At 44.1% G+C, this 19,710-nt stretch carries 20 protein-coding genes; 18 read left to right on the top strand and 2 right to left on the bottom strand.

Annotated elements, in window-relative coordinates:
• Window positions 1–6 precede the first annotated feature (6 nt).
• The 11 genes from ACFP56_RS04230 (at window position 7) to ACFP56_RS04180 (ending at window position 12,761) form a co-directional block, all read left to right on the top strand.
• Window positions 7–657 carry a response regulator gene (locus ACFP56_RS04230; protein ID WP_379231452.1) on the top strand — a complete coding sequence of 217 codons (651 nt, stop codon included), beginning with the start codon at window positions 7–9 and terminating at the stop codon, window positions 655–657.
• 281 nt (window positions 658–938) lie between these two features.
• Window positions 939–1,793 (top strand): YwmB family TATA-box binding protein, encoded by an 855-nt coding sequence (locus ACFP56_RS04225; RefSeq protein ID WP_379231449.1) that lies wholly within the window; start codon window positions 939–941, stop codon window positions 1,791–1,793.
• A 120-nt stretch (window positions 1,794–1,913) separates the two neighbouring features.
• Complete coding sequence (zwf, locus tag ACFP56_RS04220) at window positions 1,914–3,467, top strand: glucose-6-phosphate dehydrogenase (protein WP_379231447.1); 1,554 nt, start codon at window positions 1,914–1,916, stop codon at window positions 3,465–3,467.
• 55 nt (window positions 3,468–3,522) lie between these two features.
• Complete coding sequence (locus tag ACFP56_RS04215; RefSeq protein WP_379231445.1) at window positions 3,523–5,100, top strand: peptide chain release factor 3; 1,578 nt, start codon at window positions 3,523–3,525, stop codon at window positions 5,098–5,100.
• A gap of 111 nt (window positions 5,101–5,211) precedes the next feature.
• Window positions 5,212–6,024, top strand: a complete 813-nt coding sequence (locus tag ACFP56_RS04210; RefSeq protein ID WP_379231443.1) for an AraC family ligand binding domain-containing protein — start codon at window positions 5,212–5,214, stop codon at window positions 6,022–6,024.
• Between the two features lie 45 nt (window positions 6,025–6,069).
• Entirely contained in the window at window positions 6,070–7,008 is a 939-nt protein-coding gene (locus ACFP56_RS04205) for a DMT family transporter (protein WP_379231441.1), read from the top strand.
• 182 nt (window positions 7,009–7,190) lie between these two features.
• Entirely contained in the window at window positions 7,191–8,201 is a 1,011-nt protein-coding gene (locus ACFP56_RS04200; protein ID WP_379231439.1) for a LacI family DNA-binding transcriptional regulator, read from the top strand.
• A gap of 19 nt (window positions 8,202–8,220) precedes the next feature.
• Window positions 8,221–9,381 (top strand): Gfo/Idh/MocA family protein, encoded by a 1,161-nt coding sequence (locus tag ACFP56_RS04195; protein ID WP_379231437.1) that lies wholly within the window; start codon window positions 8,221–8,223, stop codon window positions 9,379–9,381.
• A 75-nt stretch (window positions 9,382–9,456) separates the two neighbouring features.
• Entirely contained in the window at window positions 9,457–10,182 is a 726-nt protein-coding gene (locus ACFP56_RS04190; RefSeq protein WP_379231435.1) for a ThuA domain-containing protein, read from the top strand.
• 22 nt (window positions 10,183–10,204) lie between these two features.
• Window positions 10,205–11,311 carry a Gfo/Idh/MocA family protein gene (locus tag ACFP56_RS04185; protein WP_379231433.1) on the top strand — a complete coding sequence of 369 codons (1,107 nt, stop codon included), beginning with the start codon at window positions 10,205–10,207 and terminating at the stop codon, window positions 11,309–11,311.
• A 205-nt stretch (window positions 11,312–11,516) separates the two neighbouring features.
• The gene (locus tag ACFP56_RS04180) at window positions 11,517–12,761 is read left to right on the top strand and encodes an alpha-D-ribose 1-methylphosphonate 5-triphosphate diphosphatase (RefSeq protein ID WP_379231431.1); all 1,245 of its coding nucleotides are present in this window, start codon (window positions 11,517–11,519) and stop codon (window positions 12,759–12,761) included.
• Here ACFP56_RS04180 and sspI read toward each other — a convergent pair.
• The gene (sspI, locus tag ACFP56_RS04175; protein ID WP_379231429.1) at window positions 12,758–13,000 is read right to left on the bottom strand and encodes a small acid-soluble spore protein SspI; all 243 of its coding nucleotides are present in this window, start codon (window positions 12,998–13,000) and stop codon (window positions 12,758–12,760) included. The genes ACFP56_RS04180 and sspI overlap by 4 nt on opposite strands.
• Before the next feature lie 107 nt (window positions 13,001–13,107).
• On the opposite strand from sspI, the gene ACFP56_RS04170 reads away from it, so the two are divergent.
• Window positions 13,108–13,917: a TrmH family RNA methyltransferase gene (locus tag ACFP56_RS04170; RefSeq protein WP_379231426.1), complete on the top strand. Its 810-nt coding sequence runs from the start codon at window positions 13,108–13,110 to the stop codon at window positions 13,915–13,917.
• Between the two features lie 182 nt (window positions 13,918–14,099).
• On the opposite strand, the gene ACFP56_RS04165 is transcribed toward ACFP56_RS04170, so the two are convergent.
• On the bottom strand, window positions 14,100–14,909 hold the full coding sequence (locus tag ACFP56_RS04165; protein ID WP_379231424.1) for a helix-turn-helix domain-containing protein: 810 nt from the start codon (window positions 14,907–14,909) through the stop codon (window positions 14,100–14,102).
• A gap of 171 nt (window positions 14,910–15,080) precedes the next feature.
• Between ACFP56_RS04165 and ACFP56_RS04160 the strand changes: the two genes are divergently transcribed.
• From ACFP56_RS04160 to ACFP56_RS04135, 6 genes are all read left to right on the top strand, one after another.
• Window positions 15,081–15,881: a phytanoyl-CoA dioxygenase family protein gene (locus ACFP56_RS04160; protein WP_379231782.1), complete on the top strand. Its 801-nt coding sequence runs from the start codon at window positions 15,081–15,083 to the stop codon at window positions 15,879–15,881.
• Between the two features lie 260 nt (window positions 15,882–16,141).
• Window positions 16,142–17,224, top strand: a complete 1,083-nt coding sequence (locus tag ACFP56_RS04155) for a Gfo/Idh/MocA family protein (protein WP_379231422.1) — start codon at window positions 16,142–16,144, stop codon at window positions 17,222–17,224.
• Window positions 17,225–17,553: 329 nt separating this feature from the next.
• Window positions 17,554–18,039, top strand: a complete 486-nt coding sequence (locus tag ACFP56_RS04150; protein WP_379231420.1) for a GNAT family N-acetyltransferase — start codon at window positions 17,554–17,556, stop codon at window positions 18,037–18,039.
• 13 nt (window positions 18,040–18,052) lie between these two features.
• The gene (locus ACFP56_RS04145) at window positions 18,053–18,562 is read left to right on the top strand and encodes a phage tail protein (protein WP_379231418.1); all 510 of its coding nucleotides are present in this window, start codon (window positions 18,053–18,055) and stop codon (window positions 18,560–18,562) included.
• A 23-nt stretch (window positions 18,563–18,585) separates the two neighbouring features.
• Window positions 18,586–19,092: a phage tail protein gene (locus ACFP56_RS04140; protein ID WP_379231415.1), complete on the top strand. Its 507-nt coding sequence runs from the start codon at window positions 18,586–18,588 to the stop codon at window positions 19,090–19,092.
• A 10-nt stretch (window positions 19,093–19,102) separates the two neighbouring features.
• Window positions 19,103–19,630, top strand: coding sequence for a phage tail protein (locus ACFP56_RS04135; RefSeq protein ID WP_379231413.1), 528 nt, complete (start codon window positions 19,103–19,105; stop codon window positions 19,628–19,630).
• The last annotated feature ends 80 nt before the right edge of the window (window positions 19,631–19,710 follow it).

Genomic DNA, 19,710 nt, shown 5'->3' with positions numbered 1-19,710 from the left:
AATAGAATGGAAAGACCAATATCCGTATTATTAGTGGATGATCATGAGATGGTACGTATAGGATTAGCGGCAGTTTTGGACACGGAGGATGGGATTGAAGTAGTAGGCGAGGCGAGTAACGGCAGCGATGGGATACGCTTTGCTGAAAGCTATAAGCCAGATGTTGTTCTGATGGATCTTGTGATGGAACCAATGGACGGAGTAGAGACAACACGAAGAATTCTTGAGGTGCATCCAGAATGCAAGGTTATCGTACTAACAAGCTTCATTGATGACAGCAAGTTATACCCTGTTATTGAAGCAGGCGCGTTCAGTTATTTATTAAAAACATCAAGAGCAACGGAAATTGCCAATGCGATTCGCGCTGCAGTACGTGGTCAATCCGTAATTGAAGCACAGGTAGCGGCTAAAATGATGAATCGATTGCGTCAGCCTAAAGTAGAACCAGCATCTGTTCTGCATGATCAACTGACAGATCGAGAGATGGATGTGCTAAAAGGCGTAGCAAGAGGTCTGTCGAATCAAGAGATTGCAGATGAATTATTTATCGGCGTTAAGACGGTAAAGTTCCATATTACGAATATATTTAACAAATTAGAAGTAGATGATCGAACTCAAGCTGCCATCTATGCACACAAACATGGCATTGCTGAGTAAGGAAAGAGCTAAATGGCTGCTGCGCTAGTCGCTGAGATGGAAAATTCTCTTGGCGAGTGGCGCATTTTTTATGTAGAAACAGAAGCTGTTGCTGTCGAGCTTCGTTGATGTAAAGCTGCTGCAGGAGCTGTTCATGACGCTTTCTTGCTGAGGCTGTCGAAACGGAAAATGATGACAGAATTTGCTTTGCCAATGTCGGACGAAAGTGGCCTTTCATAGGCAGGAGCTGCCTTACTAATCGCGTATAAGTATAGAAAAATATGTGATTAGGGGGCATTGCAATGATCTATATGATGGCACCTAGTTATGACCAGACAGCGGATAAGAAGAAAACAAAAAACAAGCGGAAGCAGGTAAAGCAGCAGCGACTTCCGTGGAAGCTGATGTTAAGCTTCTTACTTGTTATCATGCTGATGCTGACTGCTTGGATTCAGGAGCGTTCTATTTCGGGCAAGGAGGCGGATCATGCAGCCTTGCAGGATTTCAATCAGCTGGTAAGCTGGAGCGGAGAGCTGTTGGATGGCGGTGCGATGTCTGGACAGTGGTCGCTTCGCTGGGACGCAACACTCGCTTACGATACGCTAGAAGGACTTGCGAAGGAACTGTTTATAAATGAGCGAGGGGAGCTGCTTCCTAAAAATATTCGAGCTAACGGAGATGTATACGATGGCGAGTGGCTGGTGGAGTCAAGCGTATTAAGGCTGGCTCGCACCGAACAGGACAAATTAGCTGAAAAAGTAACGATTACGCTACAGATTGATGCCTCAGAGCTTGAAAAAGCATCAGAGTTGAAGGAGACAGTAGGACTGCTGCATCGAAAGCTTCAGGCAAAGGATCAAAATGTGCAAATGAATATAAAAGTTTTCGGGCAAGCTAAGCATGATCAGGTGCTTGATGATCTGAAACGTTTGGCGGTAGCGCAAACCGTTGATGAATATTTGGATCGTGGCACAAAAAGCGTGACGTATTTTGTGAATCAAATGAAGCAATATCGCTGGGTTGATAACGGCAGTATGGTGAACTTGCAAGCCTCCTTACATAGGAATTCAGAAGATGGACAGCTTTCACTGACGCTTGGAGTTCCTTTAATTAGTGGAGAATTTGGCGAGATCGTTGATCCATCAGACTTTAATTAGCTGAACTTAATCGCTTTATTAGTAATTTTTATGCAAACTTCATGGCGATTTGAAAGCGAATATGCTAAACTACATTACATGTAAATCTGTATAAAAATTTTTATAGAAAGAATGAGATAAATGACCTACAATACTTCAATCGAAACGGTGGCACCAGAAGGGGCTATTTACTACTTGTTTGGTGCAACTGGTGATTTGGCGCGTCGTAAATTATTCCCAGCATTGTTCAGTTTATATAAAGAAGGCAAGCTGTCGGAAAATTTTGCAGTAGTTGGACTTGCTCGCCGAGTACGTACGAATGAGCAGTTTCGTTCTGATCTTTATGATTCTATTCAAGAGTTTTGCCGTTACAAACCGGATGACTTGACGATGTGGAATCGTTTTGCTGAACATTTTGTTTACATGCCGCTTGATATTAACGATGTGGAAGGCTTTAAGGAGTTGAACAGACTGTCTGATGATCTAGACAAGCAGTTTGATATTCCAGGCAACCGCTTGTTCTATCTTGCATTGGCACCTTCTCTTTTCGGTCCTGTTTCCTTCAATATGCGCGATGGTGGCATGCTGGAATCAAAAGGCTGGCATCGTCTAGTAATCGAAAAGCCATTTGGTTATGATCTGCCTTCCGCACAAGAATTGAACAAGCAGCTTAGCCAAGTGTTTAAGGAAGAGGAAATCTTCCGCATCGACCATTATCTTGGCAAAGAGATGGTACAGAACATTCAAGTATTGCGTTTTTCTAATTCATTCTTTGAACCACTTTGGAACAACAAGCACATCGCAAATGTGCAGGTCACACTTTCTGAAACCGTTGGTGTCGAGGAGCGCGGAGGCTATTACGATAAGTCTGGTGCTTTGCGTGACATGGGACAAAACCATATGCTGCAAATGCTTGCAATGATCGCAATGGAGCCGCCTAGTCGTCTTGTTGGCGAAGATATTCGCGATGAGAAGGTAAAGGTGCTTCGTTCGCTTCGCAGTTATGAAACGAGTGAAGAAGTTCGCGCTAATGTTATTCGCGGCCAATACGAGTCTGGTAAATTTGGAGACAAGCATCTGCCTGGCTACCGCGAAGAGGATTCTGTTGATCCAGCATCTACCACTGAAACGTATTTCGCAGCGAAGGTCTTCGTTGATAACTTCCGCTGGGCAGGTGTGCCGTTCTACATTCGTACGGGCAAACGCCTGCCTGTTAAAACGACAGAAGTTGTTATAGAATTCAAGCCAGTGGCTGATAATATTCTGTTCGGCAAGCACCATGATTTGGCACCGAATTTGCTAGTAATTCGGGTTAATCCGATGGAAGGCATCTATATTAAGCTGAATGCGAAAAAGCCTGGCTCTGATACAGAAATCCAAAATGTAAATATGGAATTCTGCCAAAGCTGCCAAATAGGCATTAATACGCCAGAAGCTTATGAGCGTTTAATTCATGATGCAGCGCGTGGCGATTCTACATACTTCACACGCTGGGATGAAGTTGCTCATGCATGGTCGTTTGTCGATCGAATCGCACAAGCATGGCGCGAGGATTCCTCTGATCTACAATTCTATCCTGCTGGCTCGTGGGGGCCAAAATCTGCTGAGCAGATGCTGTCTGACGATGGTTTCGTATGGTGGCCGGTGAATGGGCAGGAAGAGGATAATGTGATCTGGGTAACTAACAGCCGCTAATTAGAGGAAGGTTATAAATGAAGTAACTTGAACTTCGGATGAAGGGAAGGCAAGTATGAGTCTAAGTGAAGAAATTAAACAAGAGGTTGACAAAAGGCGCACATTTGCTATTATCGCCCATCCCGATGCAGGTAAAACGACGTTAACTGAGAAGCTCCTCCTATTCGGAGGAGCTATCCGTCTTGCTGGGTCTGTAAAAGCCCGCAAAGCAAATCGTCATGCCACATCGGACTGGATGGAGATTGAAAAGCAGCGCGGAATTTCCGTTACATCCTCTGTTATGCAATTTGATTATGCGGGACACCGCGTTAACATTCTGGATACACCTGGTCACCAAGACTTCTCAGAGGATACGTATAGAACGCTAACAGCGGCGGATAGTGCCGTGATGCTTATAGACGTTGCCAAAGGGGTCGAGGCGCAAACGATCAAGCTATTCCAAGTTTGCCGCCAAAGAGGCATTCCTATTTTTACATTTATTAATAAATTGGACCGCGAAGGTAAAGGTCCGTTTGATCTAATGGAAGAGCTGGAGCAGGTGCTAGGCATTCGCTCAGTCCCGATGAACTGGCCAATTGGCTCAGGTCGTGAGCTGTGCGGAGTCTATGACCGTATGAAAGGTCAGGTTGAGCTGTTTCAAGGCAAGGATCATACGACTATCGAAGTGAAAAAGGTCGAGGATTACAATGATCCAATTATTCGTGAAATGGCGGGCGATTATTTGACCGACCAGCTAATATCGGATTTGGAACTGCTTGATGTAGCGGGCGATCCTTTTGATTATGAAAAGGTACGCGCAGGCGAATTGACACCGATCTTCTTCGGAAGTGCGGTTAACAACTTCGGCGTGCAGACATTCCTTGACAACTTTTTGCAGCTAGCTCCAAAGCCAGGGGCAAAGGTAAGCGAGAGTGGACCTGTTGACCCGACAACTGATAAATTCAGCGGTTATGTATTCAAAATTCAAGCGAATATGAATCCAGCTCACCGCGACCGTATCGCGTTTCTACGAATTTGCTCAGGTCGATTTGAGCGCGGCATGTCAGTCAAGCATGTTCGCAATGGCAAAACAATCAAGCTGTCACAGCCACAGCAATTTTTGGCGCAGGATCGAGATATTGTAGATGTCGCGTATCCTGGTGATATAATTGGCTTGTTCGATCCGGGTATTTTCCGAATTGGCGATTCGTTAAGTCAAGGCAAGGATATTGTCTACAACGAGCTGCCAACCTTCTCGCCAGAAATTTTTGCGAAGGTTTCGATTAAAAATGCGCTGAAGCAAAAGCAATATCAAAAAGGAATCGATCAGCTTACTGAGGAAGGCACGATTCAAGTGTTCTACTCGGCAAGCTTTAATGATACGATTTTAGGCGTAGTTGGACAGCTGCAATTTGAAGTGTTCCAGTATCGCATGCAAGCAGAGTATGGGGTTGATGTACAGCTGCATCCGATGACGTTCCAATTTGCCCGCTGGATCGTAGATGATAACATCGATCCGAGCAAATTCCGTATTAACTCGACGCTTGTTAAGGATAAAAAGGACAATTATGTAGCGCTGTTCGAAAACGAATATGCGATGCGAACGGCAATGGAAAAAAATCCAACTACCAAATTTTTAGAAGTCGCTCCATAGGGAGCGGCTTTTTTATATCCAGATCATAAAACGATTGAGCAATATTATACAAGATTAGGGCGAGAGAGGTTTGTTACACTGGACTCTACAGAACAATGAGGAGGGGAGACTATGAAAAAAGAGTTGAGATCAATTGTATACGATACTGATCTAAATGTTGAAGCGTATCATTTTGCAGGCATTATGCAGAAGTTTCCCAATCATTTTCATGAATATTTTGTTATTGGCTTTATTGAAAGTGGAAAACGATTTTTATCGTGCAAGCATCAGGAATATATCGTTATGCCGGGTGATCTGCTTCTGTTTAATCCGCTAGACAACCACGCTTGCGAGCAAGTTGAAGGAGAAGCTCTCGATTACCGCGCGATCAATGTGCAGCCTGAAGTAATAAGAAAAGCAGCTCTTGATATTACAGGCAAGGATGAGCTTCCGTATTTTAAATCGCCAGTTGGTTTTAGAAGTGAGCTTGTCCCAGTACTAAGGGAGCTGCATCAGATGATGATGCTGGGAGATCGGGAGTTTAGAAAGGAAGAGCTGTTCTATTTTTTAATGCAGCAGCTGATTGAGGACTATGCCGATCAGCAAGCTTTACTGGAAAAGTCTGAACAAAGTGTAGAGGTTACAATGATTTGCGAATATCTAAGGGAGCATTATAAAGAGAGAATTACACTCGATCATCTAAGCAAGTTAACAGGACTGAGCAAATATTATTTATTGCGCAGCTTTACGAAGCAAAAAGGAATTTCTCCTTACAGTTATTTGGAGACTTTACGTATCAGCAAGGCGAAGAAATTGTTGGAGAAAGGCATAATGCCAATTGATGCAGCCCTTGAGACAGGCTTTGTAGACCAAAGTCATTTCACCAACTTTTTCAAAAAGTTTATCGGGTTGACACCGAAGCAATATATGAACATTTTTAAATGATTTTATAGATAGTTGACTTAAGTGTAGAAGGGAAATATCAATCTTATGAACGAAAATATGAGAATAGTAGGGCATTCTCTCGCATGGATTACGATACTGATGTGGGGAATGACCTTTATTTCAACGAAGCTGTTGCTCGAGGTTATTTCTCCGGTGGAGATTTTATTTATGCGTTTCTTAATCGGGTTTATTGCGCTTTGCCTACTTTCGCCATTGCAGCTAAAACTAACCGAATGGAAGCATGAATGGTACTTTGCAGCAGCGGGCGTTTGTGGTGTAACACTTTATTTTTTATTGGAGAATATCGCATTGACATACACATTTGCTTCAAATGTTGGCGTTATCGTTTCTATCGTTCCGTTTTTCACGGCGCTGCTCGCTCATTTTGTTTTGGATGGCGAAAAGCTAAGCAGGCGGTTTTTTGCTGGATTTGCTGTCGCGCTGGTAGGGGTTTTCCTTATAAGCTTTAATGGGAATTACCATTTCCAGCTTAATCCATTTGGGGATTTGCTAGCTGTTTTAGCTGCTGCTGTTTGGGCGATCTACTCTGTTCTTATGAAAAAAATAGGCAGTTTTCCTTATGGCACAGTCCAAGCAACTCGCAAAATTTTTTTCTACGGTCTTCTGTTTATGCTGCCTATTTTAGTGATATCGGGATTTAAGCCAAATTGGTCATCTCTTATGCAGCCGCTTCCTTTATTTCATTTATTATTTCTCGGGCTCGGAGCTTCGGCGCTTTGTTTTGTAACCTGGAATTCTGCTGTAAAGCTGTTAGGTGCTGTAAAAACAAGCGTATACATCTATGTCGTTCCCGTCATAACGGTAGTGGCTTCTTCAATCATACTAAAGGAAAAGATCACGGTAGCTGTTGTGATTGGTACGTTGTTGGCTCTGGTAGGGCTGATCTTGTCCGAGTACAAGTTTGATATAGTAAGATCAAAAAAAGAGTCGAACATAGGGAGCCGTATAGAAGCAGAAGGTTAGATTGGTTGAAGGATTCGATAGATGGCAGCTTGCTGCTGTTATTCTATATTAGGAGCAAGCGGATTGGAGAAATTAAAAAAAAGATTGCGAAAGTAAATTGACAAGTAAACGATTACATGAAATAATGTACGCGTGTACATCTTGTGTGCGTAAGCAAATTTTGGAGAAAAGGAGGTTCAGGAATGAGCAGAAAGGACGTTGCTAAGCTAGCAGGAGTGTCGGAAGCAACCGTCTCGCGCGTAATGAACAATGTAGGACCGATCAAGAAAGAGACGCGAGAGAAGGTGTTGCAGGCCGCGGAACAGCTTGGTTATGAATTGAATGCGTTAGCTCAGCAGCTTGCTCGTCAAAAAAGCGGTAACCTAGGTGTTGTATTGCCGCATGTTCCGAAAGTTCATTTATTCTCGACCTATTACTTTTCAGAAATACTAAGCGGGATCGCGGAGATCGCCCGAAAGTCTAACGTTGATTTGCTGATGGTCTTTCAAGATCCCACTCAGCGAAGAGACTATACTAAATTATTTCGCTCTAAAAAGATAGATTCCTGCATTATATTAGGTTCCAATGACAATGAAGAAGAACGAGCAGCATTGCAGGAGCTGTCTGATCACGATTTCCCTTTCGTCATTATTAATCAGAGATTTCCTGAATCATCGTTTCGTTTTGTAGATGGGGATCATGAATATGGCAGTTATCTGGCTGTATCCCATCTGCTGGATCAAGGCAGCAGAAAGGTAGCATTATTGAATGGCCCCAAGCAATATTCTAATAGTATAGATCGATACAAAGGATATATTAAGGCACTTGAGGAGCACAGTATTGCAATTCAGGACCAGTGGCTGGTGGAAGGGAACTATAGTAGGAAAAGCGGTATGGCAGCGGCTGAGAAGCTAGCCTCACTCATTAAGACTGGTGCTATTGATAGTATTTTCGCAGCCAATGACCGAATGGCGATTGGTGCAATGGAAGGCTTATCTGCTTACGAGCTGGAAGCCGGGAAGCATTATCGTATTATCGGCTATGATAACTCGGATGGTGCCAATATTGTAACGCCCAAGTTATCCAGTGTAGCTGTTCCGTTTTACGACATGGGCGTGACTGCCGCATCTTTTCTGTTGAATGAAGCACAACAAGCGGAGCAATACGCCATATTGCCTGTAACGTTAGTTGTAAGACAATCATCAATCTTGTAGAGGAAAGGTGGATTTTAATATGAGTCAAGTTCGAATCGGTATGGTAGGTTATAAATTTATGGGGAAGGCCCACAGTAACGCGTATCGCGTTCTTCCTATGTTTTTCCCAAACAGTACCGTACCGCAGATGAAAGCAATCTGCGGACGAAATCAAGAAGCACTGGAGACAGCACGCAAGCAATTTGGCTGGGAAGAGGCTGTAACAGATTGGCGTGAGCTGCTGAAGCGAGATGACATTGATTTGATTGATATTAACGCGCCTAGCGATGCACATAAGGAAATCGCAATTGCCGCTGCTCGAGCAGGTAAACATATTTTTTGCGAGAAGCCGCTAGCTCTGACCTTATCAGACGCAAGAGAGATGCTCGCTGAAGCAGAAGCAGCAGGTGTTAAGCATATGGTTGGCTTCAACTATCGATTTGCTCCTGCTGTTCAGCTTGCTAAAAAGCTGATCGATGAAGGCCGAATTGGCAAGATCAATCATTTCCGGGGGCAGTTTTTACAGGACTGGATTATGGATCCGCAGTTCCCGCTTGTTTGGCGCCTACAGAAGGAAATTGCTGGTTCAGGATCTTTAGGAGATCTTGGCGCGCATGTTATTGATATGGCGCGTTACCTTGTTGGTGAGTTTTCAGAGGTGATCGGGATGAGTGAAACCTTTATTAAGGAGCGTCCGATTGCTGAAAATATGACCGGTCTAAGTGCAAAAGGCGGCAGCTCTACGGAAATGGGTCAGGTAACAGTAGATGATGCAACGTTGATGATGGCACGCTTTGAAAATGGCGCGCTAGGCAGTATTGAAGCGACTCGTTTTGCTGGTGGTCATCGCTGTACAAATGGCTTTGAAATTAATGGAAGCAAGGGCAGTGTTCGATTCGATTTTGAACGTATGAATGAGCTTGAAGTGTATTTTACAGATGATGCCGAGGATGTACAGGGTTTCCGTCGAGTCCTTGCTACTGATGCCCCACATGCTTATATGGATGCATGGTGGCCAGCAGGACATACGATTGGCTATGAGCACACATTCACCCATGAGATGGTGGAGTTGATGGATGCGATTACGAATGATCGCCAACCAGTTCCTAACTTCGTAGACGGAGTTAAGTGCCAAGAGGTACTTGAAGCAGTAGAGCGTTCGATTGAAGAACGTCGCTGGGTTGCAATTAGCGAGATGTAAGTAAGGAAACGACATACAGGCTCTAACCAATAGACAGCAGCAATCTGAGATTGCTCAACATGAGGAGGAAGTTCTATGCGCAAGGCGTTAATCGTATGGGGTGGCTGGGATGGTCATCAACCCGAACAGGTAGCAGGAATTTTTAAAGGTCAACTAGAAGCAGAGGGCTTTGAGGTAAATGTGCAGAATACGCTTGAGGCATTTCGTGATGCGGAATATTTGAAGCAGTTAGATCTTATTATTCCAGCATGGACGATGGGGGAAATCGAGCAGGGACTTGTAGATAACGTATCTGCAGCCGTTCAAAGCGGTGTAGGGCTTGCTGGCTGTCACGGCGGGATGTGTGATGCTTTCCGCAAAAATGTGGACTGGCAGTTTATGACCGGTGGACAATGGGTGGCTCACCCCGGCAATGACGGTGTGCGTTACACCGTTGAAATGAGAAACAGCTCTAGCACACTTGTAGCTGGCATTCCTAATTTTGAGGTGTCCTCTGAGCAATATTATCTTCACGTCGATCCAGCAGTAGAGGTGCTTGCTACTACGCGCTTCCCGACTGTGGATGGACCGCATTCATTTAATAAAGCTGTGGATATGCCGGTGGCATGGACGAAGCGTTGGGGACTCGGAAGAGTATATTACAACTCACTAGGTCATCAAGCAAATATTATGGAAATTACAGAAGTGAAAGAAATGATGCGCAGAGGCTTTTTATGGTGCGCTGAAGGCAAGGTGCTCGCTCAAGAGGCAGGCGAGCTAGCAAGTACTTACACAGGCATGCAAGATAATCAAGTCAATTAAGCGGATAGGGTGACAATAGACAATGGATAAAATAAAAGTTGGTATTATTGGAGCAGGTAATATTAGCGGCATCTATCTTGAGAATGGCAAAAAATTTGACAGCATGGAGGTCGTTGCGATTGCCGATCTTGATGTGGCTCGTGCGCAGGAAAAAGCAGAGCAGCACAGTATCAAGGCATACTCTGTAGAGGGACTGCTGGAAGATCAAGAGATTCAGATGGTTATCAATTTGACTATCCCGCAAGCTCATGCCAAAGTATGCATGCAGGCGCTTGAAGCCGGCAAGCATGTGTACGTAGAGAAGCCTTTTACGGTTACACGTGAAGAGGCTAAGCAGGTGCTGGAGCTGGCGGCAGCGAAAGGGCTGCTTGTTGGTAGCGCACCCGACACTTTTTTAGGTGGCGGTATTCAAACTGCAGCTAAAGTCATTGCTGATGGATGGATCGGTACGCCAATTAGTGCGACGGCCTTTATGCTGTCCGGTGGTCATGAAAGCTGGCATCCTAACCCTGAGTTTTATTATCAAATTGGCGGTGGTCCGATGTTTGATATGGGACCATACTATTTAACAGCAATGGTAGCGATGCTGGGACCAATTCGTCGAGTTACTGGCTCAGCAAATATTTCATATCCGGAGCGTACGATTACGAGCCAGCCGAAATTTGGTCAAACCATCAAGGTAGAAGTGCCGACGCATATTGCAGGTATCGTTGATTTTGCTGGTGGAGCAATGGGCACCATTATTACCTCGTTTGATACAAGGGGCTATTCCACGCTTCCACGCATTGAGGTTCATGGCAGCCACGGTACGCTGGTTGTACCAGATCCAAATAATTTTGGCGGAGATGTTCGGATTCATCGTGCAGGCACGAAAGAATGGCATAACGTGCCATTGCTGTATGGCAATACAGACAATAATCGCGGATTAGGAGCTGCCGATATGGCGGCAGCAATTATCGAAGGTCGAGCTCACCGAGCTAGCGGTCAGTTAGGCTATCATGTGCTTGAAGCAATGCACGGGATTCACGATGCGGCAAGCGAAGGCAAGCATTATATGATGCAAAGCACATGCGAACAGCCGGAGCTGCTTCCACTTGGCAAACGTAGTTTCCAAGTTTTGAATGGCTAATGAACGATAATAAGCTTTACTTAAAATAAACCTTTATTCATGCATGCTGAGCACCTTCAGATTGCTTTTCTTCACATTTGTAAATGTGAGAGGCATCTGGAGGTGCTGTTTGTTATAGAGACAGAAGTTGAAAGCTTGCTGTTCGTTTTACAAAACCTTAGCAACCATTTACAATGAATGAAAACATCGTAACCGAGGAGGCCATATGATTCTTAACGACCAATATAATTTTGAAGTTCATGGTGAGCACCTCATTATTCTAAAGTCAGGGCTTGTTGTAATGGAGAACGAATGTAAAGAAGCGTCTGTTGTTATTGCAGACGGAACAATTAAAGCTATCCTTACGGACTCTAAATACGTGGATGAATGCATTGAGCATTACAAGCTGCAGAACAAAGCTCTTGTCATAACAGTAATTGATGCAGCGGGCAAGACGATTCTCCCCGGCTTGATCGATATTCATTGTGATGCGATCGAGAAAGAGGTTCAGCCTCGACCTAATACTTTATTTCCTTTGGAAATGTCGCTATTAGAATTTGAACGCAAGCTACCGGTACATGGCATTACAACGATGTATCATTCCTTATCGTTGGGGGTTGGCTTGAGCTTGCGCGGCTATCATCTGGTTAATGACTTGATTGAGCTCATACATCGCTACAAAACTGAGCGCAGCTTAGTTCGCAACTATATACATTTGCGTTATGAGGTGGCCTACGATGATGGTCTGCCGTATATTGAACGTTATATCAAGCAGAAGAAGATCCATTACCTGTCTTACATGGATCATTCGCCAGGTCAGGGGCAATATCGTCAAGAGGGCTCCTTCGAGCGTTATGTGATGAAAAATCAAGGGGTAACGATTGCAGAAGTTAAGGAGATCGTTGATCAGCTGATGGAGCGCAGGCAGGCAATTGATTGGGATAAGCTGAAGCACCTGTCGCTACTGGCTGCTAAAAATGGAATTGCGGTTGCTTCCCATGATGACGATAGCTTCGAGAAAATAGAGCTTGCCAAGCATAACGGAGTAGCGGTAAGTGAATTTCCAATAATGCTGGATGTTGCTAAGTATGCCGTACAGAATGGAATGAGCGTTTGCGTGGGTGCCCCCAATGTTGTGCGCGGGGCATCCCACGATCAAAATTTGCGGGCGAGTGATGCGATTGTGGAGGCGGGCGCGCAGATATTATGCTCGGACTATCACCCAGCTTCTATGCTTCAAGCTGTGTTTAAGCTTCATACGGAATCAACTATTCCGTTGCATGAGGCTGTCAAGCTAGCCACGCTGCACCCTGCCCAGGCTATGGGGACAGCAGCTGAAACAGGCTCGATTGCAGAAGGTAAAAAGGCCGACCTTATTGTGGTCGACCAGTTCCATAACCTGCCATTTGTTGAGATGACCATCGTTAATGGGAAAATCGTCTACACATCCCGTCCTTATTACGAGGCTTAATACGATGGCGATGCAGTTGAATTATTATGATCTGATTGCAGATGCTGATACAAGGTCTCGACCATTTGAGACTGTTGAGATTCTGAAGATTCCTTCCAAATAATTTCAAAAAGCACTCCTAGTCCAGGCAGCGCGCGCTCGTCTGCGCCGCAGGAATCAGCAATCGTTTCGTGGATTTCATTTTTGTTATTGTCTTGGATTCGATCAATAATCGCTTGACGTAGATCAAAGTTTTGCATCTTATCCATCCTCCTTATGTAGTGAATGTTCTAACAGCTTTACTGTACCCAGATAAATAAGGTATCATTCAACATAGTAGTTAATTAGAGGAAGGTAAGTGGAAAGCATGACATACACAAATGAGCATAAACTGCTCTCATCTGTTCAAAATGAGCGCGTGAAGCTGTGGGCATCATTACTTGAAAAAAAACATCGTGATCGTCAAAGATTATTTATTATAGAAGGCATTCATCTAGTTAAGGAAGCCATCACGGCAGGAGCTGATATTGAAGCGATAGTGTATGACGCGGATAAAGGCTTGCCAAAGGAAATCGTCGAGCTTCAAAGCAAGACTGCCTCTTTTACAGAATGGTTCAAAGCAACCTCTAATGTGATGGCAAAATGTACAGGGACGGACTCAGCCCCGCCAATATTTGCAGTCATGGGCAAGCTTAAAACAAATGATGAAGCACTTTACAAGCCGAATAGTTTGGTTGTTGTGCTTGATGGGGTTAGAGACCCAGGCAATGTGGGTACGATTATTCGCAGTGCGGATGCAGTTGGTGCGGATGCAGTGCTGCTGGGCAAAGGCTGTGTCGATTTATACAATCCGAAAACGGTGCGCTCAACAATGGGCTCGCTGTTCCATCTGCCGATTGTGGAAGGCGAGCTGAAGCCATATATTGAACGTGCGAAGCAGCAGGACATTCAAATTGTTGGAACAAGCCTGCAGGCAACGCAGCATTGCTATGCTTACAACTGGAAGCAAGGATCATGGCTTGTGATGGGCAGTGAAAGTGATGGCTTGTCTGCTGAGATCGAGACGCTTGTCAATCAGACGGTAATTATTCCGATGAAGGGTCAAAGTGAATCCCTCAATGTGGCGATGGCCACAACCGTGCTGCTTTACGAGGCACTGCGGCAAAGGGAGTTTTAAGGGGAACTACTGTACAAGGACGGCGAACTGATCATCGCATTATCGATCAAGTCGCCGTCTTTTTTCTAAGCTGATGATCAGAAACTACAATAAAAACTAACAACACGAACATATAGCTCTAAAGAGGAGTAAGAAACGGGCCCTTACAGAGCTGGAAAAAACGAATTTAGATAGCTTATTGTTTATAGCTGCAATAATGTTTTTTTATAATCACTTGGAGTCGTTCCCATCCATGTTCGAAATTGATTGATGAAATGATTGTAATTATGAAACCCAACATCATAAGCAACCTCTGAAGCACTACGATTGGTATGCTCTAGCAGCAGGGCTGCTTGATGAATTCGCATTTGATTCAAGGTATCAATGATGGAATGACCAGTTTGCTCTCTGAATAAATGGGATAATCGTGAAGACGAGAGTCCAATTGCTTTTGCTAATGTGTCGATCTTTATATTGCTGCGCATATGGAGGGATAAGTAGTGCAGCGCTTCTTCGACTCGTGGATCGAGCTGCAACTCACGCTGCTGCGCTAGAAGCATTAATATTTCACGGAGCGAATTCAGGCATAGATCATGCCAAAACTGGCTTCTTTCTCTGGAATCGGATATGATTCTGCGAAAAGCTCGATAGATCCGTTTTTGTACCGAAACAGATTGAATAGCCTCGACATACAGCGCTTCAACTGGTAGAAGTCTATCAGCGATAAACGGATCCGCAAAGTGCGCCCACACAAAATTCCAGGTTTCACCCTTTGAAGTACCATAACGATGTGGGGTATCTGGTTTTAAGATTACAATATCTCCGCTCGTGCACGTTTTCATTCCTTCGGGCGTGTTAAAATAACCCTCTCCGCTTAATGTATAAGCAATCAACCAATCCTTCATGCCTTGTTCTCTGATCGTGACGTAGCTGTCATTTACTTGAAAATGCCCTGAAATAACGATGCTATAGCATTTTCCATCATATTGAGAAGGCTCATCGAATCGTTTCATTGCAACTCCTCCAATCCAGAGGGATCTGTAAGTTTAGTATAACCATAATCCTCTTAAGAATCTACAAGATAGCAGAATAGTGTGAATGAAGTGCAGGATTGCTAATTCTGTGTAGTTCCAGTGCACGATACAATGTACATAAGTCAAACGAGGAGGGATTTTATCGTGTATATGCTGCGTTTTTTAACTGAGGAGCAAAAGAAGCAATTCGATAGAGAAGGCTATATTATTGTTCAAGGGCTGTTCAAACAGGAGCAGCTAAACGAGATCGAGCATACTTTCGAAGAAATTAGTCATCAGTTTATTCCAGGTCATTTTGAACCTGATCTAAGCAATGAGTCAACTGATCCTTTAAGACGATATCCTAGAGTCATGCATCCACATCGCTTTAATGAAGTTGCAAAAAAATATATGCTGCACCAGCCGGTTTTAAATGTGTTGCAGGATTTGTACGAAGAACCGCCACTCGCTGCGCAGAGCATGTTTTACTATAAACCGCCGGGTGCCAGAGGACAGGCGCTCCATCAGGACAATTTTTATCTAAAGGTGGAACCAGGGAATTGTATCGCAGCTTGGACAGCAGTGGATGAAGCCGATGAGGAGAACGGAGGCTTGCTTGTCGTTCCTAAAACGCAAGAGCATGAAATTGTTTGTCCGGATAGAGCAGATTCAAAGGAATCGTTTACGACGCATTTTGTCAAGCCGCCAAAGGATCAAAAGGCTGTTCCTGTTATGCTGCAGCCTGGGGATGTACTCTTCTTTAACGGCAATTTGATTCATGGCTCTTATCGCAACAAGACGAAGAATCGCTTTCGAAGAGCATTCATCTGCCACTATGCTAATGAATCTGCTACGCATATTAGTCATTACTACAAACCGCTTTACCGTGCAGATGGTACAGAAGTAGAGCTGATTGAAAATACGGATGGAGGTCCATGCGGCGTTGAATTTGAGCCACTTTATCCGCATTAATAGTAAACAGTAAAACTGGAAAAGATTCGGGAGTAAACCGACTTCTTTTCCTTTTTTATTGTGGATTATGGAACATAAGCAGGATTGTCGCACGAAAAGGGGAATTAACAAGTATAGGCACATGCTAGCCTTAGAGCAAGCATGCAGGCGATCTTACTATTTTCTCTGTACAAGCTAAGGTCGTACAAATTTGCCTTCAAAAGGGTACAATGAATAAGAAGATAACTCTAATTCAACTAAGAACGAACATGGAGGTACATATGACACGTAAAATTCGTATTGGTATTATCGGTTGTGGAGGAATCGCTTTTGGCAAGCATATGCCGGCCTTGCAAAAGCAGCAAAATGCAGAAATGGTTGCTTTTTGCGACATTGAGGAAGAACGTGCAAGAAAAGCGAGCAGCACATTTGGTACTCCAGATGCAAAGGTGTATACAGATTACAAGGAACTGCTAGCTGACAGCTCCTTGGACGTTGTGCATGTATGTACGCCAAACGATTCGCATGCAGAGATTTCGATCGCTGCGCTTGAATCAGATAAGCACGTCATGTGTGAAAAGCCAATGGCTAAAACGGCTGCTGACGCTAGACGAATGGTTGAAGCTGCTAAACGTACAGGCAAAAAGCTGACAATCGGATACCAAAACCGATTTAGATCGGATTCCCAATACTTGAAAGGCTTATGTGAGGAAGGTGTGCTAGGCGATATTTATTATGCAAAAGCACATGCCATTCGCCGCCGTGCTGTACCAACATGGGGAGTGTTTCTTGATGAAGAGAAGCAAGGCGGAGGACCATTGATCGATATCGGTACTCATGCGCTTGATTTGACGCTATGGATGATGAACAATTACAAGCCAAAAGCAGTGCTCGGTACTGCATTCCACAAGCTCTCCAAAAAAGCGAATGCGGCAAATGCGTGGGGATCATGGGACCCTGAAAAATTTACGGTCGAGGACGCAGCTATGGCGATGATTACAATGGAAAATGGCGCAACTATTATGCTTGAATCCAGCTGGGCAATTAACATGCTGAAGACTGGTGAAGCAAAAACGACACTATGCGGTACGGAAGGCGGCGCAGATATGGAAGATGGGCTGCGCATTAATGGTGAGAAAAACAGCAAGCTGTTTACGAATCGCATAGAACTGGACGCTAGCGGTGTAGATTTCTATGATGGCAGTACGGACGATCCTGCTGAACTAGAAGCAAGATTGTGGCTGCAAGCGATCGAAAATGATAGCGAGCCGCTTGTTACACCAGAGCAGGCATGTGTAGTGTCCGAAATACTTGAAGCGGTTTACGAATCATCCAAAACTGGAAAGGCAGTTTATTTTGAATAGATCGAAAGATGTGTAATGAATAATAATGGATTAGCCCGCACCTCTAGTGCGGGTTTTTCTATATTGTGTGTCCGATCCCTTTTACATTGAAGGCGAACGCTTTATTTGACGATTAAATGTAAACAAATGGGTTAATATGTTTTTCGTTTCAATTATCTCAAAAAATTGTTGTTTAGCATTAAATGTCCTGCTATGATGAAAGAAAATCTAATCTCTTTATATCTCCCAGAAAGTCCAACAGGTTATGGAAAAAATGAGAATCATTTTTTTGAGACACAAGTAAAACAAGCCACTTGTCCATCTATACGCATATGTTAAAGAGGTGAAAGATGTCATCATTATTACTGCGACCTGTTGAACCACAAGATGAAACGTTTTTGTTTGAGTTATATATGTCCGTTAGACAGGAAGAAGTGAAATCCTGGGGATGGACATCCACACAAATCGAACATTTTTTGCATATGCAGTGGATGACACAGCAATCTTCTTACAAGATGCAGTTTCCCAATGCGCATCGCACCGTCATATTGTACGAAAATGAGTCTGTTGGTCAATGTAGTGTTGACTGCACCTCGGATCGTCTTCATCTTATTGATATTTCTATTTTACCCTCCTTCCGCAACAGAGGAATTGGAGCTTCTCTGTTGAAACGTCTCCAACTAGAAGCAACAACGCTTCAAGTACCCATTTTTTTGAATGTCACACTCGGAAATCCTGCTCACCGTTTATATGAACGGCTGGGATTTATAATGATCGGCAGTACGGATATGTACGTGTCGATGCAATGGCAACCGCCAAACACTACCATTTATTGAGAGGGGTAAGCAAATGAGTGATCAATATGTAGGAGAAATTAGAATGTTCTCCGGTAATTATGCGCCACAAGGGTGGCATTTTTGTGATGGAAGCTTGCTCAGCATTAGTCAGTATGAAGTGTTGTATGTGCTGATTGGCACCACGTATGGAGGTGATGGAGTAACAAACTTCAAGCTTCCAGATCTAAGAGGACGGGTACCGTTACATACTTCTAACAATTATCCACTTGGTCAAATGGCTGGTACTGAGAAGGTAACGTTAATCCAATCAGAGTTGCCAACACACACACATATAGCTTATGCCAACAATGTTGCTGCTGATGCTACGAGCAATTCACCAGAGGGAAAATTGTGGGCATTCAATGAGCTTATAAAAAACTATCAGAGCATATCTCCCAATGTTACGATGTCCACAGCAGCGGTTTCCTCAGTCGGGGGAAATCAATCGCACGATAATATGATGCCTAGTTCGACAGTAAGTTTTATTATTGCATTGCAAGGGATATTTCCTTCGCAAGGTTAAGTTATTTTAGAGGAGGAGTTCGTATGGCAGAACCATTTGTTGGTGAGATTAGATTATTTTCTTTTGGAATAATTCCACAAGGTTGGGCCCCATGCAACGGGCAAATTATGCAGATAAACTCTAATCAGGCACTATATTCCATTATAGGAAACAGGTTTGGTGGAGATGGTCGAACAACCTTCGCTTTGCCTGATCTACGGGGGAGAGTGCCTGTTGATATGGCTGTTGATTATGCAATTGGAGCATCTGGAGGAGAAGCTCAGCATGTATTGACTGTGAATGAGATGCCTCAACACACACATCAGGCATACGGTGATTCTAGTGGTGTAACAAGTGCAAATCCTGAAGGTAATGTATGGGGGACTGCAGCTGCAGGACGCAATCTTTACTCGACTGCGACTGCTAACACTGCCATGAATACAAACGCTATTGGGACGGCTGGAGCGAGTCAAGGTCATAACAATATGCAGCCTTATACCGCTGTGTCATTCTGTATAGCTTTGGTCGGAATTTTTCCGTCAAGATCATAGGAGGGATAGTATGGATCCGTATGTTGGAGAGATTAGATTATTTGCAGGGAATTATGCGCCGAGAGGTTGGGCATTGTGTGATGGTTCAATTATGCACGTCCAGCAAAACCCCGCATTATTTGCCGTAATAGGCAGTCAGTATGGTGGGGACGGTCATACAACATTTGCACTGCCGAATTTGCAAGGAAAAGCACCAATGGGACAAGGGGCTGGCCCAGGACTTACACCTCGAGCAATTGCAACTGCGGTCGGTGAGAAGACGCAAACACTTACACTTGATCAAATACCCAGTCACACACATGTACCCAACGCATCCAATGCGACCTCAGGTGGTGTAGATGATCCGACTAATGCTGTATGGGGCGCGAGGGGGAATGTACCTGCCACCAATAGAGCGTACTCAGCAACTGCTAATACCGATATGAATCCACTTGCGTTGTCCCCGATTGGTGGAGGTAAGCCTCACAACAATATGCAGCCGTATTTGGTCTTGAATTTTATTATAGCGCTCGAAGGAGTTTTTCCTCCGAAAAGCTAATGGCCCTCATGCTAAGTAGTTTGAAGATGAATTTTTTGCTAGATTTAGTTTTATATTTTGTTAAATGTTGTGGGGGCTTA

Source organism: Paenibacillus septentrionalis (assembly GCF_042659865.1).
In the GTDB taxonomy this organism is placed as follows: Bacteria; Bacillota; Bacilli; order Paenibacillales; family Paenibacillaceae; genus Pristimantibacillus; species Pristimantibacillus septentrionalis.
The sequence above is the reverse complement of the archived record's forward strand: the minus strand, read 5'-3'. Positions and strand labels throughout refer to the sequence as shown.